Here is a 26,084-nt window from a genome sequence, read left to right as displayed (position 1 = left end):
AGCGCGAATTTCGTATGATAAGCAAAGGGGGAGATGCTGTGTTTCAACGGTTTATCGTTGGGATGGGGATTGCTGTGTTTATGTTTATTGCAGGTGTCACGTATTTTTACTTTAACAAAGGAGAAGCAATTGCAACGGAGGCAGCACCTTCGAAAAAACCGGCTGCAGAGGAAGAGACGGCTGCAAAAGCGGTTATACAGGCAAGTTTCCGCCAGAAGACGCCTGAGCGCAAACTTTCGGCATACAAAAGCATGAACGAAGAAGAATTGGTGCAGGAAGTACATAATATGACGCATCAAAAAGTGGCGGCAAATGAAAAATGGGGAGCTTCCGAAATCACAGAAGAAAAGGTGGACGCCCTGTATTCGGCGATCAGCAATCAAACTTTTGCGGATACAGAACTGCAGGATATGCTGCTCGGCATATTAAAACCGTGGAAAAAAGGCGATTTCAGCAATGCGGTGAAGGCCCATAACGAGATATGGGCCTACCAAAAAGGCAACATCGGAAAAGCGGAGCGGCGGCTGACGCCTTCTGAAGAAGCGGCATATATAAAGGAAAATTTTAAATAACATCAGGAAGTGGAAGCGGTGAAAATTTTAGGTGTATCTGGCTCGCTTACCGGTGAGAAAACCTCTATCGGCGTATATGAGGCGCTTATGGCAATAAAAGCGGAAAACCCGGAAGCGGAAACCGAACTGCTCGATTTAAAAGATTACGAAGTGGAATTTGCAAGAGGTTTTCCGCTTTCTTATTATAATGATGATACGATTGCGGTCGTCAATAAAATGCTGGAAGCGGATATCCTTGTTTTTGGCTCGCCGGTATACCAGGCGTCCATTACAGGCGCTTTGAAAAATCTGCTCGACCATTTGCACCGCGATGCTTTTCAGTCTAAAGTATGCGGTATTGTGATGAACGGCGGATCGGACAAACATTTTCTTGTTGCCGAATACCAGCTGAAACCGGTGTTAACCTTTTTAAAGGCCACCTGTGCGGTCCGTAATGTTTTTATCCACAATGATGATTTTAATGAGGAAAATGAAATCATCAATGCTGATATCCAGGCACGCATCCGAAAGCTTGCGCATGAACTGTTGCAATTGGGAAAAGCTTTCTCCAGAGGCAATCCTGGAAATTTGGGATGATGCACTTTTGCAGCATGGTGCTGCAGCCGTTGCGCGCGGGCGGTAGCGTATCATCAGCGAAGCTTAGCGCAGGCGTGCTTAAAGCGAAGGAAGGCGCCGGATATTTTTGCCGCTATCTTGCTGCATGCATGCAGCACCAGCAGAAGGATGAAAAACTCGGGCAATTTTTTAGGATAGACAGAAGGCGAACACTTTTCCACGCTTTCTGAACGTTGTATCGTTCTTTAGGAAGAATAAAAAAAGCGCCGGCGGGCAGCCGGCACTTTTTTACTGCAATTCCCTTTTCAAAATCTGTTCTGCATGTGCAACTTGTTCTTTTGTCGGCGGTTCGACACCTTTGAGGGGGTAGTCAATGCCGAGCGCTTCATATTTGTAGACACCTAACTTATGGTACGGAAGGATTTCGATTTTTTCAACGTTTGGCAGGGAATGGATAAAATCAGATGTTTTTTGCAAATCTTCTTCAGAATCGACGCCGGGAACGAGCACATGGCGGATCCAGACCGGAATATGCTTGTCAGCGAGATACCCGGCGAAATCGAGAATATGCTCATTTGACATGCCGGTGAGCCATTTATGCTTTTCCGGGTCAATATGCTTGATGTCCAGTAATACAAGATTTGTATATTCCATCAATTCATCCAGTTTTTCCATAAACCGCGGGCTGCGCGAGAAACATCCGCCTGCTGTGTCAATGGCAGTATGGACGCCAATTTCTTTGCACGCTTTAAACAATTCGATCAGAAAATCGAGGTGCAAAAGCGGTTCGCCGCCGCTCACTGTAATGCCGCCGTGGGAAGCTTCAATAAAAGGCAGGTAATCGCGCACATCGCTCATAATCTCTTCGACGCTCATTTCATTGCCTTCATTGATTTTCCACGTATCCGGGTTATGGCAAAATTTGCAGCGCAGCGGGCAGCCTTGCGTAAATACGACATAGCGGATGCCGGGCCCATCGACCGTGCCAAATGATTCAGTGGAATGAATGCGCGTTGTCATGTTCATCTCAATCAAATCCTTCTATATAGATTCCCCATAAGTTAAGTGTTAAATAGGGGGGGGAGGGGGCATGCAGGCGCATGCCGCCCGAATCAGTTTACATCATTTCATGGAACGTCCGGTTAATGACTTCAAGCTGTTGTTCCCTTGTCAATTTGATGAAGTTTACCGCATATCCCGATACACGGATCGTCAATTGCGGATATTTTTCCGGATGATCCATCGCATCCAGCAATGTTTCGCGATGCAGGACGTTGACGTTTAAGTGGTGCGCTTTTTTCGCCATATAGCCATCCAGCATGCCGATCAGGTTGGAGACCTGTGTTTCTTCTTCGTGTCCGAGCGCTTCCGGGACAATCGAGAAAGTGTTGGAAATGCCGTCAAGCGAATATTTATAAGGCAGTTTCGCAACAGATGTCAACGATGCGACTGCGCCGTGCGAATCGCGGCCGTGCATCGGGTTTGCGCCAGGGGCGAACGCTTCGCCTGCTTTCCGGCCGTCCGGTGTGCTTCCTGTTTTCTTGCCGTATACGACGTTCGATGTAATCGTCAGGATCGAAGAAGTATGGACAGCGTTCCGGTAAGTCGGATATTTTTGCAGTTTTTGCATAAACGATTTGACGAGATTGACGGCAATTTGGTCGACGCGGTCATCATTGTTGCCGTATTTCGGATAATCGCCTTCGACTTCATAGTCAACGGCAAGGCCATCTTCGTCACGGATGACTTTTACTTTCGCATATTTGATGGCGCTTAGAGAGTCGGCCGCAACAGACAAGCCGGCAACGCCGCAAGCCATCGTGCGCAGTACATTGCGGTCATGCAATGCCATTTCAAGCCGTTCGTAGCTGTATTTGTCATGCATATAATGGATGATGTTTAAAGCATTGATATAAACGCCTGCAAGCCAGTCAAGCATCCGGTCGTATTTTTCCATTACTTCATCGTAATTGAGATATTCCGAAGTGATCGGCTGGAACGGAGGTGCGACTTGCATTTTATACCGTTCATCAACGCCGCCGTTAATCGCATATAGCAAAGCTTTTGCCAGGTTGGCGCGGGCGCCGAAGAATTGCATTTGTTTGCCGATCCGCATCGCCGATACACAGCAGGCAATGCCGTAATCATCGCCGTATTCTTCACGCATTAAGTCGTCGTTTTCGTACTGGATGGCGCTCGTCTTGATCGACATTTTCGCGCAATATTGTTTCCATTTATCCGGCAGTTTCGTCGACCAGAGCACGGTCAGGTTCGGTTCCGGCGCAGGGCCGAGGTTGTCGAGCGTGTTCAGGAAGCGGAACGAGTTTTTCGTAACGAGCGTACGGCCGTCCAAAGCCATACCGCCGATCGATTCTGTTACCCATGTCGGGTCGCCGCTGAACAGTTCATTATATTCTTCCGTCCGTGCAAATTTGACGAGGCGGAGTTTCATGACAAAGTGGTCGACGAGTTCTTGTGCTTCCCGTTCAGTCAAGACGCCGTTTTTCAAATCTCTTTCAATATAAATGTCAAGGAAAGAGGATGTGCGCCCAAGGCTCATGGCCGCGCCGTTTTGTTCCTTAATGGCAGCCAGATACGCGAAATACAGCCATTGGAAAGCTTCTCGTGCGTTTGAAGCCGGTTCGGAAATATCGAATCCGTAGCTTTGTGCCATTTGTTTCAATTCCTGCAATGCGCGGATTTGTTCCGAATGTTCTTCGCGTTCGCGGATGACTTCTTCTGTCATCAAGCCGCAGCCAATTAAGTCAAGATCTTTTTTCTTTTGTTCAATTAAATAATCTACCCCGTAAAGTGCAACGCGCCGGTAGTCGCCGATAATGCGGCCGCGACCGTAAGCATCCGGAAGGCCGGTTACAATGCCTGCATGCCGTGCAGCTTTGATTTCCGGCGTGTAGGCATCGAATACACCCTGGTTATGGGTTTTCCGCCATTCTGTAAAAATATGTTTGATTTCCGGATCAATTTCATAGCCGTAAGATTTTAAGGCGCTTTCTGCCATCCGGATTCCGCCAAACGGCATCATCGAACGTTTGAACGGTTTATCGGTTTGGAAACCGACAATTTTTTCAAGTTCTTTGTTTAAATACCCCGGGCTATGCGATGTAATGGTGGATACAATTTTCGTATCCATATCCAGGACGCCACCTTTTTCGCGTTCCTTTTTCGACAGTTCCATGACCTGGTCCCATAATTTTAAAGTGGCTTCAGTCGGACCGGCAAGGAAGCTTTCATCGCCTTCGTAAGGGGTTACATTTTTCAAAATAAAGTCCCTTACGTCGATTTCTTTTTGCCAGTTTCCTCCTTTAAAGCCTTCCCATTGTTTTTTAGAGAGCGGTGCTTTTGTCAGCAATTGTTCAGTCATTTTAAATTGGCCTCCTTTAAGCCTATTAATGAGCTGCCTTCAGAATTGGATGTTTGTTTGTTAAATAGTGAACATTTCTTATTACGCCTTCATTTTAGCACGGGCGATTTTAAAAAGATAGTGATAGCGTTCACATTTTAGGGCCGGAAAATGCAGTTGTCAAAGAATGTTCAAAACATTTGGCCGTAGATATATAATAGAAAAATGCGATGAAAGCGTGTTATAACACAAATTGATCAGTTTTTCACATGATTATTTTTCTTGGGAAGAGTTTGTAATTTGGTAACATGATCAATATTTCACAAAATCGACTCAGCCAGATGAAAGCGGTTGCGGTATATTTTTCGTGTAAGCTTGAATTTTTTGCTTACATTTATAAGCTGGATCATGGTATTCCCCCCTATATGACATCCATTTTTTTAACTTTAAGCGCTGATGCAATTAGAATGGCAACTTCTAAAACGAGTAAAATAAATATACTGTAATGAATATTTAAATCGTCTGTATATAAGCTATTCACTTTGCCTAAATTTTGTTTGAAACCCATTCCGTAATTACTAAGGGATAAATAATAAATATACTTTGGCAGCCCTTTTTCACTAATTGAAATGCAGGAAAAAACGATATAAATATTGACGATCAGAAACGCAATGCGGGAATTTAAAAACATTTTCAAAAGAGACTGGAGGCTGATGATAACATAGATCATCAAAAAATAACTGAATAGCAATATTCCCATTCCATTATTTACATTCACTTGCCCCCCAAAAAACCCTGATCAAATTGATAAGGCACTGGCAGCCAATGAACACCAGTAATGATGGCTGTCAAAAGCCCCTTCCTGTGTAATCGCTTCATAAACGTTCAAAATATATACAAACACAAACAGGGAAAAAGGGGATATGATAGAAAGGCAGTTGTTTGTGATGTTTTTCACAATTTAACATTTTTCAGTTGGAGATGGTGTTTATGTACGAGGCCGTTGAATCTGTTGTTCAAATGGCGTTAAATAAGAAAAAATATCTGGAAGAATCCCTGCTTCGTTATGTGACAAAAGCAGTGTTGGCAAGTATGTTTATCGGTTTTGCCATTATTATTTGTTACCGTCTTGCCGAGCCATTTTTTGATGCGAAGTCTCCGGTTACTTCCTTTATGGCTTCCATATTTTTCGGTGCAGCGCTCGTGCTTATTATGTTTGGCGGCGGCGAGCTATTTACCGGCAATACGATGATGATGACGATGAGCACGGTAAAAAAAGCGACAACTTGGAAAGATGCGCTCACAAACTGGGTGGCAACGTATGCCGGAAATTTGATGGGGGCGGCGATTTTCGCACTATTTATCCATTACAGCGGACTCTATGCAGATTCGGATAACAGCCAGTTTTTAATGTCGGTTGTGGGCGGGAAAATCAGCCTGACAACAGCCCAAATGTTTTTCCGTTCGATCCTTTGTAACTGGCTTGTTTGTTTAGGGTTCTGGGTTCCGATAAACGTAAAGGGGGACGGGGCTAAAATCGCTTCGATGATGCTGCTCGTGTTTGGCTTCGTCATTTCGGGCTACGAACACAGCATTGCCAATATGGTGCTGTTCGCGCTCGCACTTGCTGCCCCGCACCCGGATACGATTACACTCGTTGGCATTTTGCACAACCTCGGCGTGGTAACGCTCGGAAATATGATTGGCGGCGGCGTCTTTGTCGGTGCCATGTACGCCTTCTTAACGTCAAAGAAAAAAGAAAAGGTGCCGGTTGCTGTTGTGGACACACACACCGTATCCCCTTTTTCTGCTGAAAAAATCAAGTAATATTAAAAAGAGCTGCCTTTTATTCAGGCAGCTCTTTTTAATATGGGATTAACCGCTCCGGCCCGTCAACTTTGGATCAGCTGCAGGAATTGCTTGGTCCGTGCGTTTTTTGGATGATGGAACACTTCTTCCGGCTTGCCTTGCTCCAGGATGACGCCGCCATCCATAAATATCACCTTGTCCGCAACTTCGCGGGCAAACCGCATTTCGTGTGTCACAACGGCCATTGTCATGCCTTCTTCAGCAAGCTCCTTCATCACATTCAGCACGCCGCTTACAAGTTCCGGATCCAGTGCAGATGTCGGTTCGTCAAACAGCATCACTTCCGGCTCCATGGCAAGCGCCCTCGCAATCCCGGCGCGCTGCTGCTGGCCGCCGGAAAGGCTTGCTGGATACGCCTCTTTTTTATCAAGCAGGCCCACCTTTTCCAGCAGCATTTCCGCTTTTTTTGCTGCATCCTGGCGGTTTTCCTTTTTTACAATGACCGGCCCCTCAATCACGTTTTCGAGAACCGTTTTATGCGGGAAAAGATTGTACTGTTGGAAAACCATGCCGGATTTTTGCCGCAAAGCTGCGCGTTCTTTTTTACCGGGATGCTGGGAAAAGTCAACGGATACATCATCGATCTGTATCCTGCCTTGATTTGGAATTTCAAGGGCATTCATACAGCGGAGCAGCGTGGTTTTGCCGGAACCGGACGGGCCGATGATGACGATCACTTTCCCTTTTTCAATGGTTAAGTCAATGCCTTTCAGCACTTCAAGGCTGCCGAATTGTTTATGTAAATCCTCTATTCGGATCATACAGGTTCCTCCTTACTTGCTGATGTATTTATCAAAACGGCCTTCCAATTTTTGCTGGATCATCGAGAGAATCAGACAAATCACCCAGTACAGAAGAGCAGCTTCGACATACAGCAGCATATATTGATAGGTGGTGGAGGCAATTTCCTGTGCTTTACGGAACAGATCGGCCACCAAAATTAAGGAAGCAAGAGATGTATCTTTTACAAGGCTGATAAACGTATTGGAAAGCGGCGGCACCGATACGCGGACAGCCTGCGGGAGCACAATTCTTCTTAAAGCCTGCGCATAGTTCATCCCGATCGAATACGCTGCTTCCCATTGCCCCTTTGGAATCGATAAAATCGCTGCCCTGATCACTTCTGATGCATATGCGCCGACATTGAGCGAAAAGCCGATAATGGCGGCCGGAAAAGAACCAATGGTAACATGCACGGACGACAGCCCGTAAAAAATGATAAATAATTGCACAAGCAACGGGGTCCCGCGGATTGCTGAGACATAGATTCGGGCGATCCATTCCAGTATTTTAATGCCGGAAATCCGTGCCAGCGCCGTGGCGAGTGCCAGCACAAGACCGATACAGAAAGTGATGATCGTTAATGGAATCGTATAATGCAAAGCTCTCTCCAGCATCGGCAGAAGGGAACTTTGCACCAAATGCAGCTGGTCGCTGCTGATAAACGCAAGGTTATTGGGAAACATCTTCACCAAACCATTTCTTTGAAATTTTTGTTAACGTGCCGTCTTTTTTCATATCTTTCAAAGCATCATTTACTTTGTCTGTCAGTTTCCCTGAATGTTTCCTGTTTTTTGCAAGAAAAAAGTGCAGAGTATTGCAGTATATAAATTCGTTTATACCGCATAAAAATTCAATCTGAATTCTCGCTATTAAGGGCTTGACATGGAGCCTCTGCAGCCATGATTCTTTTGCCAAGCGGCCAGCTGTAACAGATTTGGCAAACCAAAACAGGTTATCATGGCTACCCCTCCATGTAAAGCCCCTCTGCATAACCATTTGCATAGGAATTTTGCACATCTCTGCACTTTAATTTTGCAATAAACAGTTTCCGGAACAAAAAAGCGGATTTGCTTGCCTCGTTTGCTGTAGCGGCAACTTTAATGGCAGCATTCGGTTTTTGTTTTTTGTAGTCCAGATAGGTCAGGGAATCATTGACGGTGGCATCCACACGGTTTGAAGTCAAAAGCTGGACCGCTTGGTAAAAACCTTCCACACTTACGATATTGGCGCCATTTTTCTTGGCAATAGTAGCAAAGTTGCTTGTAAGCGACTGGGCTGATTTTTTGCCTTTTAAATCAGCGAAGGACTTGATGTTCGTGTTGTCTTTGCGGACAAGGACAACGGCTTTTGAAATCGTATAGGGTGTTGATAAGTCATATTTTTTCTGGCGGTCTGCGCGGATCCCGACCTGGTTTGCGATCATATCAAACCGTTTGGAATTGAGCCCGGCAAACATGGCATCCCACTGGGTTTCTTTAAATTCGGCTTTTAATCCGAGCCGTTTTGCGACTTCTTTCGCCACATCGATATCATAGCCTGTTAATTTCCCGTTTTTATGGAAAGAAAATGGCGGGTACGTTCCTTCTGTTCCGATCAAAAGGACGCCTTTTGATTTGATCTGGCCGTATAAGTCATTGGATTTTGAAGCCTGCTGGTTGTCCGAATTTTTTCCGCATGCCGTTAAAGCAAACAGCAAGCTGAACACGGCCAGCCATTTGATGTATTTTCTCATGTTGCCAACTCCCTTTCATGATTTTTGCAGTCTATGCCTATGCTTTATCCAGCATTTTGTGTTGTAAACAAAGGGGTAAAAAATATCCAGAAAAAAGGCTTTGTATCGTAAAATGGGTTAGCGGCAGAAAGGGGGGGATAAAGCAGAACCGGCTTGAAAAAAAGCCGGCAGTTTTTCAAGATGTTTGAGCGGACGGTCAGCGGATATTGATGAGCAGATAAAGAAACCAGACGGCGTGATGCTGTTCGTCTTCCGCCGCTTTAAGAAACGCCTGCTCCATGGCAGGGTTATTTGCGGAACGCGCCAATTCCCTGTAAAAATCGACCGTATTTTGTTCGTCTTCCACGGCAAATTCAAGCCCTCCTTTGTAAGTGGAAGGGCAGGCTTCGCTGATTTGCGGCTGTGGCCTTCTGCCTGTGAGGTTCGTGTAAAACTGCGAAAATGTCTGGAAATGGCGGATCTCATCATCCCGGATTTCCATAATGATGTTCCGGGCTTCAGCCGACGGGGCTCTTCTTGCGATTTGCTCGTAGCAGGCGATGGCGCTGTATTCGCCATTTATTGCCCGGATCAGATGGGCGAGCCATACTGCCTGCTGGTTCCCGGCGTCAGGCTGTGTGTTTCTCAAACCGGCATGATTATCAAACGGATGGACAAACATTGGATTCCCTCCTCACTTTCAACCGGTATATCGTATGACGGGCAAAAGCGGATCGTTACGATTTTTTCTCATCCATCCGGCGGACAATGTTTAAAAATTTTCCCGAAATGTTTTATAATAGAAATGTCTATGCCAGATTTCCGTCATATTTTTTAAGAAAAGGAGTAAAGAAATGGAAAAAGTACTTGTTTTCGGCCATAAAAACCCGGATACGGATGCGATTTGTTCAGCGATTGCGTATGCAGAGTTAAAAACAAAATTAGGTGTTGATGCGGAGGCGGTCCGGTTAGGAGAATTGAGCAATGAAACGAAATTCGTATTGGAAACATTCCACAGGGAAGCCCCGCGCCTTGTCCAAACGGTTGCAAACGAAGTGGAAAATGTCATTCTCGTAGACCATAATGAACGCCAGCAAAGCGCGGACGACATTGGCAGCGTGCGTATCCTTGAAGTCATTGACCACCATCGCATCGCCAATTTTGAAACGAGCGACCCGCTCTATTACCGTGCGGAACCGGTCGGCTGCACAGCAACCATTCTAAAGAAACTTTACAAAGAGAACGATGTGGAAATCAGCAAAGAAACAGCCGGATTAATGCTTTCTGCGATCATCTCCGACTCGCTTTTGTTCAAATCCCCGACTTGCACGGAAGAAGATGTGAAGGCAGCGAAAGAACTGGCTGAAATTGCCGGTGTGGATGCAGATACATACGGCCTTGAAATGCTGAGAGCCGGCGCGGATTTAAGTGACAAAACGGTGGAACAGCTGATTACCCTTGACTCCAAAGAATTTGATATGGCCGGCCATAAAGTGATGATCGCCCAGGTAAATGCCGTTGATACAAATGACGTGCTCGTGAAACAGGCGGAGATTGAACAGGCGATCCAGGCGCAGATTGCAGACAGAGGGCTTGATTTGTTCCTGTTTGTTGTAACAGATATTTTAACAAACGATTCCGCCGCGCTTGCACTCGGCAAATCGGCGGATATTGTGGAAAAAGCCTTTCATGTCAAGCTGGAAAACCACACGGCCACTTTAAAAGGCGTTGTATCGCGGAAAAAACAAATTGTTCCGGTCTTAACCAAAGCCTTTCAGGGCTGAAAAAAAGCCGGTGCCGGCACATGGCACCGGCTTTTTTTCACCCGGAGGAAAGGAACGGGGCTTTCAGATCCCCGTATGTTCCTGGGGATTATGCTGTATTTTTAAATTCTTGCTTGCGGAATACCTGCTGTTTCCGAATATGGTACCGGTTTTTTCAACCCATGGGAAAGGAACTGGATTTTAACGGCTTTCCGAAAGAAGTCTCCCATCCTCAAGGAATGTGAAGGTGCGAATCGCACCAATGAGTAGGTGGGAGATGAATTTCGGTTGGCTTTAGCCAAAGTTATTTTTCCAATCCTTTTCTCAACAATTCTAAGATTGCGGCTGTTCTAGTTGGAATCCCATTTTCTTTTTTTTCGTTGGCTAGTAAAAGCAACGATAAGTCGAGAAGCCCCCACTTCAATCAAACCGTAAGGTTGATAAGTGGAGGGTAGTTCACAATACCCGTTTGTATGGATATTGTGCCGTGTATTTCAAATTTCCATGGACCAGATTTTTTACCACCCGGGATCGGAACAGGGCTTTCGGATATCCGTATGTTCCGTATAAGGAAGCGGACTGTTTTACAGCTTCGGGAACAGGCCGTGGATGCCGCTTGCGATCATTTGAACCGCCATGACGGCAAGAATCAGCCCCATCAGCCTCGTTATAATGTTAAGGCCGCTTTGCCCGAGTTTGGAAATAATCGAAGATGAATAATAAAACAATACAAAGGTTAAAGCAAGCACAATCGTATAGCCGACTAAAACACTTGCCAAATTTGGCAGGGAATGGGAAGACGTTTGCGCCATGACGGTTGCGATCGTCCCGGGCCCGGCCAGGATCGGAAGGGCAAGCGGTGTAACGGAAATGTCATCTCGCGCTTCGACTTCTTTCCGCTCATTCGGATGCGGGCTTTGCGATCTTGCATTTTTAGCGTGCAGCAGGCTGTAGGCAATCCCGAAGATTAATATCCCCCCTGCAACGCGAAACGCATGAATCGTAATTCCGAAGACCTCGAACAATAATTTTCCAATCAAAAGAAAAACCGTTAATATGATAAAAGAAACAATGACCGCTTTGCGGGCGGTTTTCCGTTTATCCTTTAAGGAATATCCGCCAGTTAATGAAATGAAGATCGGAATATTCCCGATCGGATTCATCACTGCAAAAAAACCGAGCGTAAGTTTTATGATTTCGCCGAACAATTTCCACCCCCCTTTCCGTTTACTTTCTATAGCATTACCCTGTTGGCGGAAAATGTAACAAGGGCCAACGGTTTTTAGATCGGATCCCGCGTTTGAACGGGCGCCTTTACAGAAGCGGATGTCTTTAATATAATGTTCATATCGTTTTGATGTATGCAAGAAAGAGCGCAGTGTTTCACCCGGAAAGCGGGGGAGGATACCTGCGTTTTTGTTGTGACCATCATTTTTACATTTGCATGATGGCGCTTTTTACAATGGGCAACAAGCAGCAATACTTATTTGTTTTTTATATAGATTGTTTGTTTTTTGGGAGGTGAATTATGGATACGGCCGAATTGAAAAAAGAAATCATTGCCTTCAGCAAAAAGATCGGGATCGATAAAATCGGTTTTGCCTCTCCGGATCCGTTTACGGAGCTGAAGCAGCGCCTTATCCGCCAGCAGGAACTCGGCTACCAGTCCGGTTTTGAGGAAAAAGATATTGAAAAAAGGGTGAATCCTTCTTTGATTTTTGATTCGCCCCAGTCGATTATTGCCGTTGCGCTCGCCTATCCGTCAAAAATCAAAGATCCGCCGAAAGGGAAAAAAGGCGCACGCCGTGGGATCTTTTGCCGGGCTTCATGGGGGGAGGACTATCACACCATTTTAAGGGACAAGCTTTCGAAACTGGAAGATTTTCTTAAAGAAAAAGTGGAAGGAGCCCGCTGCAAATCAATGGTCGATACAGGGGAACTCTCCGACCGGGCGGTAGCCGAGAGGGCCGGCATAGGCTGGAGCGGAAAAAATTGTTCGATCATCACACCGGAATTTGGTTCCTATGTGTACTTAGGCGAAATGATTACCAATATTCCGTTTGAACCGGATACGCCTGTCGAGGACCAGTGCGGGGACTGCCGGAAATGCCTGGACGTCTGCCCGACCGGCGCGCTTGTTTCTGCCGGGCAGCTCAATGCGAAACGGTGCATCAGCTTTTTAACGCAGACAAAAGATTACCTGCCGGATGAGTTTAAAGGGAAGATCGGCAACCGCGTGTACGGTTGTGATTCGTGCCAGACCATCTGTCCGAAAAACAAAGGGATGGATTTTCATTTTCATGAGGAAATGGAGCCGGAACCGGAAACGACCAAACCTCTTCTGGAACCGATTCTCCGCCTCAGCAACCGCGCGTTTAAAGAACGGTTCGGTCATATGGCAGGATCGTGGCGCGGGAAAAAGCCGATCCAGCGAAATGCGATAATCGCGCTCGCCCATTTTAAGGAAGAAAGCGCGGTACCGGAACTGATCCGGATTTTGCAGGAAGATCCGCGCCCGGTTATTCGCGGGACGGCTGGCTGGGCGCTTGGGAAAATCGGCGGGGAAGAAGCAAAAGCGGCACTTCTTTCCGCACGCGAACAGGAAGAAGATCCGGATGCCCGCAATGAAATCGAAAAAGGCCTTGCCTTTTTCGAATAGCCCATGCCGCAGTGAACGCGGCACCAGCAGGAGAATAAAAACCAGCCGGCGCATATTTTTAGGATAGACAGTGATGCTGTTTCTTTTGGTGGATGCGGGTGAAAATCCGTTGCTGCGTTAAGAAAGCCCGGGGACCGTTCCTTCGGCTGCCGCTTTTTATGTGCCAAAAGCAGAGCCAACGCAAATTTTCAGCAAAACAAAAGAGCCATTGCGCTTTCACACTGATTTCCCCCGTTTTTTCATCATATAGTGATGAAGAGAGGGGGTTTTCTGATTGAAAGAACAAATCCAGGCACATCTTGAAAACAGGCTTGCCCACTTTACCGGGCGTGGAACAGAGCGGGAATTTGAAGACATTGAACGAAAAAAGACGGGGCTTTCAAATCGGGATGCCCGGATTGTAAAGGTGAAAGCGGAAGCAAAAGTAACCCGGGCTGACCAGGAGGGAAGCCACAACTTTCTTTATTATACGGTGCACATACAATATATGATCAAACAAAAAGCGGCTTTTTACATCGAAGAAGCAGTGGAGGAAAGAAAAGCATCTTTTTATGATGGAAGGCTTTATGAAGATGAAGAACTTGTGCCGGATATTCCGGAATGGCGCGGCCCTCAGCCGGATGATAAAGAGCAGAAAGCTGTTTCATCCGGCGGCGAACGGATCGCATATGTGTATGACCGCATGAAAGCTGTCCAGTATGCGGAAAAGTGGTGGAACCGTTTTAATCCGGCTTACAAATCGTTCACGGATGACTGCACGAACTTTATCTCGCAATGCCTTCACGCCGGCGGGGCACCGATGCGCGGATACCCGGACAGGGCAAAGGGCTGGTGGATGATGCACAATAATTGGAGTTACAGCTGGACGGTTGCGCACTCGTTTAAGACATACCTGCAGTATTCTAAAACCGGTTTGCGCGCAAAGGAAGTTTCGTCCCCGCAGGAGCTGAAGTACGGCGACGTTATTTGTATCGATTTCCAGGGGGACGGCCGGTTTGACCATACGCTCATTGTCACGGGCTATGATTATTACGGCATGCCGCTTGTGAATGCCCATACGACCAATAGCCGCAAACGGTACTGGACATATGAAGACTCTTCCGCCTATACGCCGAATATCCGGTACAAGTTTTTTACCATTGAAGATGACAGTTGAGAAACGTGTTATAATAAGTCCCGAGGTGACAAATGTTGAGCTTGCATGTTGTATTGTACCAGCCGGAAATTCCCGCCAACACAGGCAATATTGCACGCACTTGCGCGGGGACCGGGACAACGCTCCATCTGATCCGCCCGCTCGGCTTTTCAACGGATGATAAAATGCTGAAAAGAGCCGGGCTGGATTATTGGAAGCATGTGAATATTGTCTATTATGATTCACTGGAAGAATTTTTTGAAAAAAATGCGGACGGCGAGATTTACTACATTGAGACGTTTGGCGAAAAGCCGTTTACGGATTTCGACTTCAGCGATCCGGACAAAAATTTATATTTCATGTTCGGCCGGGAAACCTCGGGGCTGCCGAATGACTTGATTGAAAAAAATAAGGACCGCTGCCTGCGTATCCCGATGACAGACAAAGTGCGGTCGCTTAACCTTTCCAATACTGCCGCCATCCTTGTGTATGAAGCATTGCGGCAGCAGCATTATCCGGGATTAAAATGACAAAGGGCCGGGCTGGTTTATCTCCCGGCCTTTCGTTTGCGGAAAAGCTCCAATGCCGAAAATGGTTCGGGAACATCCGGCCTTTTGCCCATGGAAGATGCCCGATACAAAAAAATCTTTCGAACGTTAAGCTTGCATTTAATACTCCGGTTCTTGCTCGCGAAAGTTTTCCCCTTTTTCTTCGTATCCGGCCGTAAAAATGGCAGACAGGAATGAAATCGCTACCAATATAATAAGGAACGTTTTCAATTGGACATCCCCCCTGTTTTTCCTTCTTTGAACCCCATTATAGCCCATTTCACTGAAAGATGCACCTATTTTCAATTTTTGAACGTATCGGTTTCATCAGGATCCACCGGCTCTAAACCAAGTTTTCCCATCTCTGTCTTTCGCCGCCATCCGATGTCCTCCCGCTCCGAATGAGGTTGTCTCTTTTTATCATGTTCCCTCGCTTGGGGGCATAGATTATATAAACGTCTCTTCAACAAGACTAAGGGGAGGTACGAAATGGATATTCTGAGGAAACTCACAAACTACCGTGAAGAAGAGGAAAAACTGAGATGGGAAGGAACGTTCAGGGATTATCTTGACTTGCTGAAAGAAAAGCCATGGGTTGCACAATCCGCTCATTCCCGAGTTTACAATATGATTAAGGATGCCGGTGTGGAGGAAGTAGACGGAGTAAAAAAATACCGTTTTTTCAGCCATCAATTATTCGGTTTGGAAGAGGCGCTTGAAAAATTGGTGGAAGAATATTTCCACCCGGCTGCGAAAAGGCTGGATGTCAGAAAACGGATTTTATTATTGATGGGGCCTGTAAGCGGCGGGAAATCCACGCTTGTGACGATGTTAAAACGGGGCCTTGAAGCGTATTCGCGGACTGAACAGGGCGCTGTTTTTGCCATCAAAGGCTGCCCGATGCATGAAGATCCGCTCCACTTGATTCCGCAACATTTGCGGGCGGATTTTTACGGGGAATACGGCATCCGGATTGAAGGCAATTTGTCCCCTTTGAATATGCTGCGGCTAGAGGAAGAGTATGGCGGAAGGATTGAAGACGTGCTCGTGGAAAGGGTCTTTTTTTCCGAAGACAAGCGCACGGGGATCGGCACATTCAGCCCGTCGGATCCGAAATCGCAGGATATCGCGGATCTGACCGGCAGCATTGATTTTTCGACCATTGCTGAGTACGGTTCCGAATCGGATCCGCGCGCTTACCGCTTCGACGGCGAACTGAACAAGGCCAACCGCGGCATTATGGAATTTCAGGAAATGCTCAAATGCGATGAGAAATTTCTCTGGCACTTGTTGTCGCTGACGCAGGAAGGAAATTTCAAAGCAGGCCGGTTTGCGCTGATTTCTGCCGATGAATTGATCATTGCGCACACGAATGAGACTGAATACCGCTCTTTTATTGCCAATAAGAAAAACGAAGCTCTGCACTCGCGGATTATTGTCATGCCGGTTCCGTATAACTTGCGGGTAACCGAGGAAGAGAAAATTTATGAAAAAATGATCCGGGAAAGCGACGTGGCGGATATTCATATTGCTCCGCATACGCTGAAAGTTGCGGCCATGTTCACTATTTTAACAAGGCTGCGCGAACCGAAGCGGGCGGATATCGATTTGCTCAAGAAAATGCGCTTGTATGACGGGATGGCAGTAGAGGGGTACAATTCACAGGATGTAAAGGAACTGAAAAATGAATATCAGGATGAAGGCATGTTCGGGATTGATCCGCGCTATGTCATCAACCGTATTTCCTCTACGATCATCAAAAAAGAAATGAAATCCATCAATACCCTCGATGTGCTTCTGTCTTTGAAGGAAGGGCTTGACCAGCATCCGTCGATTACCCCGGAATTGAAAGAGAAGTATTTGAATTTCATTTCTTTAGCGCGGAAAGAATACGATGAAATTGCCAAAAAAGAAGTGCAGAAAGCATTTGTATATTCGTATGAAGAGTCGGCGAAAACGCTGATGGACAATTATCTCGACAATGTAGAAGCATTCTGCAACAAAGTGAAGCTGCATGATCCTTTGACAGGAGAAGAAATTAACCCGGATGAAAAACTGATGCGGTCGATCGAAGAACAGATCGGCATTTCGGAAAATGCAAAGAAAGCGTTCCGGGAGGAAATTCTCATCCGCATTTCGGCTTATGCGAGGAAAGGGAAACGGTTTGATTATAATTCACACGACCGTCTCCGTGAAGCGATCCAGAAAAAATTGTTTGCGGATTTAAAAGACGTTGTCAAGATTACAACATCTACAAAAACGCCGGATGAACAACAGTTGAAGAAAATCAATGAAGTGGTGGCACGTTTAATTGATGATTACGGCTATAACTCCACATCGGCCAATGAACTGCTGCGCTATGTCGGGAGCTTGCTGAACCGGTAATCCGGCAGCCGGGCGATATCAGCCCGGTTTTTTCTTACCCGGTAGTGGCCTGTTTTTCAAAGAAAAATGTCAAATATTCTGCTTTATTGCATAAGATGATGTAATCTTAAATGTTATAATCCAATCTGGTTTTTAAACGCCAAAATAGCATATGAATTGATTTCCGGTATGGTGACGGCGCAAGCATTTTCAAAAAAGGGAGGATGAGCATGGATAAACAGGATCAGAAGCATTTTGTTCTTTCACAGGAAGACTGGTCGCTCCACCGCAAAGGGCATGATGACCAGGTCCGCCATCAGGAAAAGGTCCAGGAAGCCATCCGCAACAATCTGCCCGACTTAATTACAGAAGAAAGCATTATCATGTCAGACGGCCGGGATGTTGTCAAAATACCGATTCGGTCATTGGACGAATATAAAATCCGCTATAATTATGATAAAAATAAACATGTCGGCCAGGGGCAGGGCGATTCCAAAGTCGGGGATATCATTGCACGCGACGGTTCCCCGCAGGAAGGCCCGGGCAAAGGCCAGGGAGCAGGCGACCAGCCGGGAGAAGACTATTATGAAGCGGAAGTATCTCTGATGGAGATCGAGGAAGCATTGTTCAGCCAATTGGAACTGCCGAATCTTCAAAGGAAAGAGCGGGATGAGAACACAGTTGAAGCGATTGAATTTAACGATATCCGAAAGACGGGGCTGATGGGCAATATCGATAAAAAACGGACGATGATGTCGGCGTTTAAAAGAAATGCGATGAATGGCAAACCGGCCTTTCACCCGATCGTGCCGGAAGATCTCAAATTCCGCACATGGAATGAAGTGGAAAAACCGGAATCAAAAGCGGTTGTCCTTGCGATGATGGATACAAGTGGAAGTATGGGGATATGGGAAAAGTATATGGCGCGCAGCTTTTTCTTCTGGATGACGCGTTTTTTGCGGACGAAATACGAGACCGTGGAAATTGAATTTATCGCCCACCATACAGAGGCAAAAGTCGTATCGGAGGAAGATTTCTTTTCAAAAGGGGAGTCCGGCGGCACCATCTGTTCATCGGCTTACCGGAAAGCACTCAGCCTGATCAATGAAAAATATGACCCGTACCGCTTTAATATTTATCCTTTCCATTTCTCGGACGGCGACAACCTGACATCAGACAATGCGCGCTGCGTGAAACTTGTCCAGGAAATCATGAAAGTCTCGAATATGTTCTACTACGGGGAAGTGAACCAGTACAACCGCCACAGCACGCTCATGTCGGCCTATAAAAATATTAAAGATGAAAAATTTAAATATTACGTGCTGAAGCAAAAAGCGGATGTATTCCATGCGATGAAAAGCTTTTTTTCAAAGGAAGCGGACAAAGCTTTGGCATAAGAAAAAAGGGGCTGCACAACGGCTGGTGCGGGCCCCTTTTTTTGCGGGTGCTGAAACATGGATGATTCGCCTGAGTCGGTATGCGCCGTGCGCTGTGAGCTCATAAGTTTTCTACCCATATCTTATATTTAAGGATGCCATCTTCCCGAAATTCTTCTGTATGAACAAGGTATGTTACATCCGGTAATCCACATAGAGCGTAGGAAAGGACACTTGCAACTTTCAAATCAGGCGTAATGAATCCTCTTCCTTCCCCCATATCACTAACACTAGAGAATCCTACTTCCTCAGCTTCCCAAAATGTATCATAAATTCTGTCATCTATTGTCCATTCCATAGGGATATCTCCTTTCCTTCATGCTATGGCCGTTAAAAATGCTCTTCTCTTAAAATGGAATAGATTTTGATATCCCAATGTTTTCCTTTTCTATAAACGGCTTTGCGCAAAGTGCCTTCATAGGTCATGCCGGATTTTTCCATGACGCGGGCGGAAGCAATATTTTCTGCAAAACAGCGGGCCTGGATGCGGATCAGATACATGCGTTCAAAACCGAAGGCGATTAGCTTTTTAGCGGCTTCTGTCATGATGCCTTTTCCCCAGTACTCAGGAGAAAGGGCATAGCCAATCTCGGCTGTTCCTTCTTCCGGCTTCCACCATACAAAATCGACCGTCCCGATCAGTTTCCGTGTCTTTTTGTCTTCAATTCCCCAGGGGGCAATCCTGTGTTCGCGGTACTGGCCGATCACAAAATTAATGAAATTTTTCGAATCGCGGACAGACCGGTGTGCATCCCATGTCACGTATTTTGATACTTCACTTCTTGATGCATAGGAAAATAAATCGAGCACGTCATCCCGCTTCAGCTTTCTTAAAACAAGCCGGTCCGTTTCAAGCAGCGGCAAGTTCCGGTATATGTCTTCGATTCTCACGTCTATCCCCCGCAGTTCTGATTGGTTTATTAAAAATGTATCATAAAATGGAAATTCTTCAATTGTTTATGTAAATTTCTTTCGTATAAAAAAAGAGCACGCTGAACGCTGCTCTTTTTTTAACCCCGTTTTACCAAAAAAGGCTTACAATATGATAAATCGCACCGGACAAAACGGCTGAAATTGGAAGGGTAATGACCCAAGTGATCACCATTCTTTTTGCAGTATCCCACTTGACCCCTTTAATCCGGTGGGCCGAACCAACCCCGAGAATGGAGGAAGAAATGACATGGGTGGTGCTGACCGGCAAGTGGATAAATGTCGCGCCAAAAATGATGAAAGCTGAACTCAGGTCGGCTGCAACCCCGTTAATCGGCCGGATCTTCATAATATTGCCGCCAACCGTTTTAATGATCCGCCAGCCGCCCATCGCAGTGCCAAGCCCCATTGCCGCCGCACAACCGACCTGGACCCAGAACGGAATATGGTTATCAGCGATATAATGGTTGGCAATCAAAGCCATTGTGATAATCCCCATCGATTTCTGGGCATCGTTTGTCCCATGGGAGAAAGACTGGAGGGCGGCGGTGAAAATTTGAATCAGCCGGAAGTGCCGGTTTGTTTTTGCAAGATTAAAATTCTGGAATGCAACTTTAAAAATGCTGTAAACCGTAAAACCGATCGTAAAAGCGAGGATCGGGGATAAAAGTAAGGCTTCGATAATGCTGATAAAACCACGGTATTCGATCACATGAAATCCTGACGAGGCGATCGCCGCGCCGGCAATGGATCCGATAATCGCATGGGAAGAACTGCTTGGAATGCCGAAATACCATGTAATCAAATTCCAAATAATCGCTGAAATCAATGAGGACAAAATGACAATCTGCCCGTTAGCAAGGGTGAACGGATTCACGATACTTTCCGTAATCGTCTCGGCAACACCGGTAAAAGAAATGGCACCGAGAAAATTCATAAGCGCGGCCATTATAATCGCATGCCGGGGTTTTAATGCTTTTGTCGAAACGGCCGTTGCAATCGCGTTCGCCGTGTCATGGAATCCATTGATGAAATCGAATCCAAATGCAAAAATCACAATTAAGACAGTTAATACTAAAACGCTATCCATTCAGCAGACTCCTCACGCATTTTTCATGATAATCGTCTCTAAAATGTTTGCCACCGTCTGGCAGTAGTCGGCCACATCTTCCATCTTTTCATACAAATCCTTATATTTGATCAGGCGGATCGGATCTTTTTCGTTTTGAAAGAGGTGGATTAATGATTTTCTTAAAATTTCGTCACAATGGAATTCAAATTCTTTAATTTTAATGGCATGCGGGCGAATCTTGTCGAGTTTTTTCGAAAAAAGGATGTCGATTGCTTTTTCAATTTCTTCGGTACAGCGGCGGATCATTTCAACGAATTCGACCATAAAATCGTCTGCCTGGTAAATATTGTACAGTTCAAACAATCCGGAAACTTCTTCAATGCCGTCCAACACGTCATCGAGGCTGTTCGTCAGTGACAAAAGGTCTTCCCGTTCAATGGGGGTGATAAAGGCATCGTTCAGTTCCAGAATCATGTCATGGACGTAAGTATCCCCTGTCGTTTCATACTCTTTCATTTTTTCAGTAAAAATTTTTAAATCGTCTTTATTATGGATTTTATAGTCGGCAAAGTAATTGGTGGCTTCCCGGAGGTTGGTCGAAATATGGCCAAACAGCACTGTAAACTTGTCTTTCTTGTTTTTAAATACCATGTAAGAGCCCCCTCATATCCTTTTCATTATCAAACGTCTTTATTTTATCTGATTTCATGCGAAGATAAAAGAAGAATGTCGAAAATAAAATTTTGTATCCGGTTCCAATTTTCGACTTTCATCAAAAATCCGGAACAGGGTGCTTTTATTGGAGGAAAGTCCGGCCATGAGGCTTCAGCTTTTCCGGAAAAAATCCCATCCTTTTGGGGTGCAGGCCATGGTCACATTTACCATACTTTTTTCCTGTTTTCCTATGCTATGCTGTACTTAAATATTGCGCCGGCGATTTGGCTTACATATGGATTTTTTCAAAAAGGGTGGGACTGCTGTGAAGATCGTTTATGCTGCTACGGAAGAACAGATGGATAAGATCGCGGAACTGGTCCGCCATATGTTTACGGAAGTATTTCCTGATTACTTTACGGATGAGGAGATCATCGCATTCCAGCGCGACAGGGTGCTTGCCCTGTCGGATGACCCAACAGAACAAATCGGCACTTTAAAAGCAGGGTATCAGATGATTGCCAGCCTGCAGACAATCATTTCTATTTTGGAAACGGAAGAGCATAAGCGGGACGAGCATTACGCCGGCCTGTTTGAATTTAATAAATTTACGCTTGAACAGTTTGGCTTGCACTTTCCTTTTTCGTTTTCCCATTTTCAGAAGAAGCATACGGATACGTTTAGCATGTTTAAAAAAGCAGCCAATCGCCTGCTTGTGTAAGAAATAATGCCCGGAAAACCGGGCATTATTTTTTTGGGGATTTTTACTTCGCAAGCACGCAGCATTATTTTTTGACATGCGCTTTAAACCATTGGCGGAACTCCTGTTTTGAATGCTCTCCGACAATGCGTGCGGCTTCTTTGCCGTTTTTGTAATGGACGATCGTCGGTGTCGCTTTGATTTTGTAGTCATCCCAGCCGCTTTCAAATTCAGTCAGGTTAAATTCCTTCAAATCGATGCCCATATCTTTCGCGAGCGGTGATACAACAGGCGTAGTCCGTTTGCAATGCGGGCAGGTCGGCATGAAATAATAAACGGTGAACGTTTTGCCGGATTTTAAATCATGATTCAATTCTTTTGGCAAAATAATATTCTGGTAAAGGGGGTCATCCAGCTGGTCGCGCGTTTCCGCCGATAATTTGCCCACACTTTTTGCAGGTGCATACGGGTTGTTTTTCGCCTGCCTGGATTGCTTGTACTTTGTGATTCCGGCAATCCCGCCAAAAACAATGAGAACAATGGCCAAAAAAAGGATGATTTTTTTCATTATAATCCTCCAGTTGTGTTTAATGGGAAGCGCGAGCCTGCTTCCAAACGATGAGACTTGAAATAAAAATCAGCACAAACGCTGTGAGAGCCAAAAAGGGGATGGTGATAAAGCCGAACCAGTTGATGTATTCCGCCGTACAGGGGATGCGGCCGCATGCAGGAAGCCTGTCCGAAAAAAAGGCAAGTTTTTGCAGACAGTAATGGTAAAGTGACACACACATGCCGATTCCGGACAAAACAGCGGTATAAAGCGACATGCGGTAATCTTTCCTGGCAACGGCAATCCCGATCAAGACCGTCATCGGATACATGAGAATGCGCTGGTACCAGCACAGTTCACACGGTTCATACCCTTTAATTTCTGAAAAATAAAGACTGCCGAGCGTGGCAACCACCGAAACCGCCCAGGCAAAAAACCAAACCTCTTCCCTCCGTCCTCTACTCAACCCCTTACCTCCTCGTATAATAAGTTTAAATCCAAAGTGGATGTCAATTTCCAGTTCATTCTGCTGCTCATTGACAAGTGAATATAAGATTTTGTATTCCGGGCGAGCCCGGAATACAAGTTCGGACTTGGACGCTTCGCGATGTTCCCGGATAATGGTCTTAGGATCGTTTGGGTCAATGCTTCCCCTCCTTGTAGCCTGACTACTCGAAAAGTCTGCATCCCCAGGTTCTTGCTTGAACGTCTAACCCGTAGGCCGTTCCTCCGGATCTCCGTGCTGGAAATGAGCAGTTCCAGGCAGCCCACGGCCCGGATGAGTTCTCATACGCGAGGCTGACAGATCGGCAAGCCATCTGGGGATATCCCGAAGCGTCCGATTCCATCGATCCCAATACAGAGAGGAGGAAATCATATGCCCTTATTTGTCGGTATTGACGTGAGCTCCAAAAACCTCGATGCCTGCCTGATGGATGGAATGGGGGAAACGTTAGCCACCCAAACGGTGACAAACAATCTTCCCGGTGCCTCTGAGTTAAGAGACACCATCCTCCAACATGCGGAGGCGGATGACACCATCCAGATCGCCATGGAGGCCACATCTGTGTATAGTTGGCACCCGGCAATGTTTTTCCATGAAGATCCCGAGCTGAAACAGCGTCGTACAAAGGTGTTTACCCTGAATCCGAAGCTGGTGAGAAATTTCAAAAAGGCTTATGCCGAGATGGACAAGACCGATCCCAAAGATGCCTGGGTAATTGCGGACCGCTTGCGTTTCGGGAGATTGCCGAAATCCGTGATTCAGTCAGAACAATACCTTGCCCTTCAACGGTTAACACGGATGCGCTATCACCTGATTCAAAGTTTAACCCGGGAACAACAGGTATTTTTGAATCATCTGTTTTTCAAATTCAGTGCCTTTAACCTTGAAGTGGATACATCGGTCTTCGGCCATGCCATAACGGAATTTTTGCTTGAGGCCTATAGCCTCGATGAAATTGCCCAAATGCCTCTGGAGGACTTAGCGATGTATCTCCAGACCAAAGGCCATGGCCGCTTTAGCGATCCCGAGGATTTGGCCGCATCCATCCAAAAAGCTGCCCGGTCCTCTTACCGGCTTTCTAAATGTGTGGAGGATTCGATTGACTTGGTCCTGGGCAGTTCTATTGAGATCATCCGGCATCTTAAACGCCAAATCAAGGATTTGGATAAGGCGATTGCCCGCGTTCTTGATGGAATCCCGAATACCCTCCAGACCATTCCGGGAATAGGCCCGGTGAGCTGTGCTGGGATTCTCGCTGAAATCGGCGACATTGAGCGCTTTGACGACCAAGCCGCGATCGCAAAATTTGCCGGATTGTTCTGGCCCCGCCACCAATCGGGTGATTTTGAGGCTGATGACAAAATGCTTGCGCGTACAGGCAATCGTTATCTCCGGTATTACCTGGTTGAGGCTGCCAATCTGGTCCGGCGACACGAACCTGAGTACCGCGCCTTTTACCAAAAGAAATATCGTGAGGTGCATAAGCACTCACACAAACGCGCCCTCGTCTTAACGGCAAGAAAACTGGTGCGCCTGATCGATGCGCTGCTCCGCAACGATCAAATTTATGCGCCGAAAAAGAAGGTGACGCGATGAGGTAACCAGGTAACCATCATCGATAGCCTGAACTTGAAAACTTCCAGATTATTCCAATTATCTGGAGGCTTAGTTCAGTATTGCCATTTTTATGACATAGAGCCAACAAAATTTCCAATTCACTTGTTTTTAACCCTTGACATCACACCGTAGGACTTTTCATCAATCCCTTCCTTGTAAATTATAGTATCCAACCCAAAAAATGAAAAGCGGAGGCGACTGTTTAGCCCCGGCCGGCGAATGTTTCGGCCGGAATGAAGCCCCTACTTCATGACGGACGGATTATTCGACCCTAGGGGCTAGGAGCCACAGCTGGACAAAGAAAAGCGGAGGGCGTTTGCCCGTGGACGGTGCAATCACTTGTCGAATCAGCCCGGCAAGTTTACAATAAATGATGTCTATCGTTCTGACTTTTTGCATGATTATGCATTCAAGGGAGGGCCTCAAATGAAAATTGTTTGTTTCGGGGATAGTATTACAAGAGGTGTAACTTGTATAAAAGGAAGGCTCCGGATTTTAAAAGACAATTATCCCGCAGTGCTTCAGCAGTATTTTGGCGACAGCAGCACAGAGATTGTCAATAAAGGGGTGTTCAATGATAATTCCGACCTGCTTGTCCAGCGTGTCGGCAAAGATGTGATCGGCGAGCATCCCGATGCCGTGCTGATCTGTATTGGCGGCAATGACTGCAATTTTAAATGGAACGAAGTAGCAGAAAAACCGGATGATACGCATGTCCCGGTTGTGCCCCTTGAGCGATATGCGGACAATATTAGGCATTTAGTCAAAAATGTAAAAGAACAGGGCATTACGCCCGTTTTGCTAACGCTGCCGCCGCTTGACCCGAAACGCTACTACCAGTCCATCAGTGCACGTTTCGGGAAAAACATCGGCCATTGGATCGGATTGTCGGGCGGCATTGAACACTGGCACGGCCAATATAACAGGTGCCTGAAAAAACTCATCAAACAGTTGAACGTGCCGGCCATTGATGTTCGGACAGCGATCAAAAAAGCCGGTGACCTGAAGGGCCTCATCAGTGATGATGGCATCCATTTAACAGCAGAAGGTTATAAAGTAATGGCGAAAAAAATTTATACGGACTTAACTGCACAATTTGCCGGGCAAAAAGCCGGGAGCGGAATTTAAGAAATACAAGCAGGCAGGAGGGGTTCCTGGCCGGCCGTTCCAGAGCGTCACAGATGCTGCCCACCCCTTGCACAAAACAAACCAACCATATTTGCGATCAAAAAGGCCGGTACCGGCCTTTTTGTATTTCTGTTAAAAATCATCCCGGTTTAAATAAATTTTTACTGTTTTG

Annotated in this window: 26 protein-coding genes and 1 pseudogene; 12 read left to right on the top strand and 15 right to left on the bottom strand. The window is 46.1% G+C overall.

Features of this window, described 5'->3' with window-relative positions; translation table 11 throughout:
- The first annotated feature begins 38 nt into the window (after positions 1-38).
- Positions 39-572: a DUF6241 domain-containing protein gene (locus NST20_RS11970; protein ID WP_029142797.1), complete on the top strand. Its 534-nt coding sequence runs from the start codon at positions 39-41 to the stop codon at positions 570-572.
- An 18-nt stretch (positions 573-590) separates the two neighbouring features.
- Positions 591-1,148, top strand: coding sequence for an NAD(P)H-dependent oxidoreductase (locus NST20_RS11965; protein ID WP_342399503.1), 558 nt, complete (start codon positions 591-593; stop codon positions 1,146-1,148).
- A 267-nt stretch (positions 1,149-1,415) separates the two neighbouring features.
- On the opposite strand, the gene pflA is transcribed toward NST20_RS11965, so the two are convergent.
- Both pflA and pflB read right to left on the bottom strand, forming a co-directional pair.
- Positions 1,416-2,153, bottom strand: a complete 738-nt coding sequence (gene pflA, locus NST20_RS11960) for a pyruvate formate-lyase-activating protein (RefSeq protein ID WP_013860233.1) — start codon at positions 2,151-2,153, stop codon at positions 1,416-1,418.
- Between the two features lie 91 nt (positions 2,154-2,244).
- A complete protein-coding gene (pflB, locus tag NST20_RS11955) occupies positions 2,245-4,509 on the bottom strand; it encodes a formate C-acetyltransferase (protein WP_342399502.1) in 2,265 nt (754 codons plus the stop codon).
- A gap of 969 nt (positions 4,510-5,478) precedes the next feature.
- On the opposite strand from pflB, the gene NST20_RS11950 reads away from it, so the two are divergent.
- The gene (locus NST20_RS11950) at positions 5,479-6,315 is read left to right on the top strand and encodes a formate/nitrite transporter family protein (RefSeq protein WP_013860230.1); all 837 of its coding nucleotides are present in this window, start codon (positions 5,479-5,481) and stop codon (positions 6,313-6,315) included.
- Positions 6,316-6,380: 65 nt separating this feature from the next.
- Here the strand turns inward: NST20_RS11950 and NST20_RS11945 are convergent, their stop codons facing one another.
- The 5 genes and pseudogenes from NST20_RS11945 to NST20_RS11925 form a co-directional block, all read right to left on the bottom strand.
- Complete coding sequence (locus NST20_RS11945) at positions 6,381-7,118, bottom strand: amino acid ABC transporter ATP-binding protein (protein ID WP_285958821.1); 738 nt, start codon at positions 7,116-7,118, stop codon at positions 6,381-6,383.
- Positions 7,119-7,130: 12 nt separating this feature from the next.
- Complete coding sequence (locus tag NST20_RS11940) at positions 7,131-7,823, bottom strand: amino acid ABC transporter permease (protein WP_342400424.1); 693 nt, start codon at positions 7,821-7,823, stop codon at positions 7,131-7,133.
- Positions 7,810-7,926 (bottom strand): annotated as a pseudogene (locus NST20_RS11935) (transporter substrate-binding domain-containing protein); the annotation flags it as partial. The pseudogene NST20_RS11935 and the gene NST20_RS11940, both read right to left, overlap by 14 nt.
- A 175-nt stretch (positions 7,927-8,101) precedes the next feature.
- Positions 8,102-8,872 (bottom strand): amino acid ABC transporter substrate-binding protein, encoded by a 771-nt coding sequence (locus NST20_RS11930; protein WP_342399501.1) that lies wholly within the window; start codon positions 8,870-8,872, stop codon positions 8,102-8,104.
- Between the two features lie 196 nt (positions 8,873-9,068).
- Positions 9,069-9,533 (bottom strand): ferritin-like domain-containing protein, encoded by a 465-nt coding sequence (locus NST20_RS11925; protein ID WP_258921196.1) that lies wholly within the window; start codon positions 9,531-9,533, stop codon positions 9,069-9,071.
- A 172-nt stretch (positions 9,534-9,705) separates the two neighbouring features.
- Between NST20_RS11925 and NST20_RS11920 the strand changes: the two genes are divergently transcribed.
- On the top strand, positions 9,706-10,635 hold the full coding sequence (locus NST20_RS11920; RefSeq protein ID WP_342399500.1) for a manganese-dependent inorganic pyrophosphatase: 930 nt from the start codon (positions 9,706-9,708) through the stop codon (positions 10,633-10,635).
- A gap of 563 nt (positions 10,636-11,198) precedes the next feature.
- On the opposite strand, the gene NST20_RS11915 is transcribed toward NST20_RS11920, so the two are convergent.
- Positions 11,199-11,822, bottom strand: coding sequence for a MarC family protein (locus tag NST20_RS11915; RefSeq protein ID WP_017554411.1), 624 nt, complete (start codon positions 11,820-11,822; stop codon positions 11,199-11,201).
- A 320-nt stretch (positions 11,823-12,142) separates the two neighbouring features.
- On the opposite strand from NST20_RS11915, the gene queG reads away from it, so the two are divergent.
- From queG to yhbH, 5 genes are all read left to right on the top strand, one after another.
- Positions 12,143-13,273 (top strand): tRNA epoxyqueuosine(34) reductase QueG, encoded by a 1,131-nt coding sequence (gene queG / locus NST20_RS11910; RefSeq protein ID WP_342399499.1) that lies wholly within the window; start codon positions 12,143-12,145, stop codon positions 13,271-13,273.
- 274 nt (positions 13,274-13,547) lie between these two features.
- Positions 13,548-14,429 (top strand): amidase domain-containing protein, encoded by an 882-nt coding sequence (locus NST20_RS11905; protein ID WP_342399498.1) that lies wholly within the window; start codon positions 13,548-13,550, stop codon positions 14,427-14,429.
- 35 nt (positions 14,430-14,464) lie between these two features.
- Entirely contained in the window at positions 14,465-14,938 is a 474-nt protein-coding gene (gene trmL / locus NST20_RS11900) for a tRNA (uridine(34)/cytosine(34)/5-carboxymethylaminomethyluridine(34)-2'-O)-methyltransferase TrmL (protein ID WP_026104866.1), read from the top strand.
- Between the two features lie 507 nt (positions 14,939-15,445).
- A complete protein-coding gene (locus tag NST20_RS11895; protein WP_342399497.1) occupies positions 15,446-17,341 on the top strand; it encodes a PrkA family serine protein kinase in 1,896 nt (631 codons plus the stop codon).
- Positions 17,342-17,550: 209 nt separating this feature from the next.
- Positions 17,551-18,717, top strand: a complete 1,167-nt coding sequence (yhbH, locus tag NST20_RS11890) for a sporulation protein YhbH (protein ID WP_013860219.1) — start codon at positions 17,551-17,553, stop codon at positions 18,715-18,717.
- Between the two features lie 100 nt (positions 18,718-18,817).
- Here yhbH and NST20_RS11885 read toward each other — a convergent pair whose 3' ends face one another.
- The 4 genes from NST20_RS11885 to NST20_RS11870 form a co-directional block, all read right to left on the bottom strand.
- Positions 18,818-19,054: a hypothetical protein gene (locus NST20_RS11885; protein ID WP_061566479.1), complete on the bottom strand. Its 237-nt coding sequence runs from the start codon at positions 19,052-19,054 to the stop codon at positions 18,818-18,820.
- Positions 19,055-19,086: 32 nt separating this feature from the next.
- Positions 19,087-19,647 carry a GNAT family protein gene (locus NST20_RS11880; protein ID WP_342399496.1) on the bottom strand — a complete coding sequence of 187 codons (561 nt, stop codon included), beginning with the start codon at positions 19,645-19,647 and terminating at the stop codon, positions 19,087-19,089.
- Positions 19,648-19,777: 130 nt separating this feature from the next.
- Positions 19,778-20,776 (bottom strand): inorganic phosphate transporter, encoded by a 999-nt coding sequence (locus NST20_RS11875; RefSeq protein WP_342399495.1) that lies wholly within the window; start codon positions 20,774-20,776, stop codon positions 19,778-19,780.
- Positions 20,777-20,788: 12 nt separating this feature from the next.
- Positions 20,789-21,409, bottom strand: coding sequence for a DUF47 domain-containing protein (locus NST20_RS11870; RefSeq protein WP_013860216.1), 621 nt, complete (start codon positions 21,407-21,409; stop codon positions 20,789-20,791).
- Positions 21,410-21,737: 328 nt separating this feature from the next.
- Between NST20_RS11870 and NST20_RS11865 the strand changes: the two genes are divergently transcribed.
- Positions 21,738-22,133, top strand: a complete 396-nt coding sequence (locus NST20_RS11865) for a YhcU family protein (protein ID WP_029141326.1) — start codon at positions 21,738-21,740, stop codon at positions 22,131-22,133.
- Between the two features lie 64 nt (positions 22,134-22,197).
- Here the strand turns inward: NST20_RS11865 and NST20_RS11860 are convergent, their stop codons facing one another.
- Genes NST20_RS11860 through NST20_RS11850 form a run of 3 tightly spaced genes read right to left on the bottom strand, consistent with a single transcriptional unit; the run spans position 22,198 to position 23,307 of the window.
- Entirely contained in the window at positions 22,198-22,680 is a 483-nt protein-coding gene (locus tag NST20_RS11860; protein ID WP_013860214.1) for a thioredoxin family protein, read from the bottom strand.
- A gap of 19 nt (positions 22,681-22,699) precedes the next feature.
- Entirely contained in the window at positions 22,700-23,128 is a 429-nt protein-coding gene (locus tag NST20_RS11855; protein WP_035184051.1) for a disulfide oxidoreductase, read from the bottom strand.
- A complete protein-coding gene (locus NST20_RS11850) occupies positions 23,125-23,307 on the bottom strand; it encodes a hypothetical protein (protein ID WP_342399494.1) in 183 nt (60 codons plus the stop codon). The genes NST20_RS11855 and NST20_RS11850 overlap by 4 nt, the downstream gene beginning before the upstream one ends.
- Before the next feature lie 232 nt (positions 23,308-23,539).
- On the opposite strand from NST20_RS11850, the gene NST20_RS11845 reads away from it, so the two are divergent.
- Both NST20_RS11845 and NST20_RS11840 read left to right on the top strand, forming a co-directional pair.
- Complete coding sequence (locus NST20_RS11845; RefSeq protein ID WP_237349286.1) at positions 23,540-24,763, top strand: IS110 family transposase; 1,224 nt, start codon at positions 23,540-23,542, stop codon at positions 24,761-24,763.
- 447 nt (positions 24,764-25,210) lie between these two features.
- Complete coding sequence (locus NST20_RS11840; protein WP_342399493.1) at positions 25,211-25,912, top strand: GDSL-type esterase/lipase family protein; 702 nt, start codon at positions 25,211-25,213, stop codon at positions 25,910-25,912.
- Positions 25,913-26,084: the final 172 nt, after the last annotated feature.

Source organism: Weizmannia sp. FSL W8-0676, from assembly GCF_038593015.1.
In the GTDB taxonomy this organism is placed as follows: domain Bacteria; phylum Bacillota; class Bacilli; order Bacillales; family Bacillaceae_C; genus Weizmannia; species Weizmannia coagulans.
This window is presented reverse-complemented; position numbering and strand designations above follow the sequence as displayed.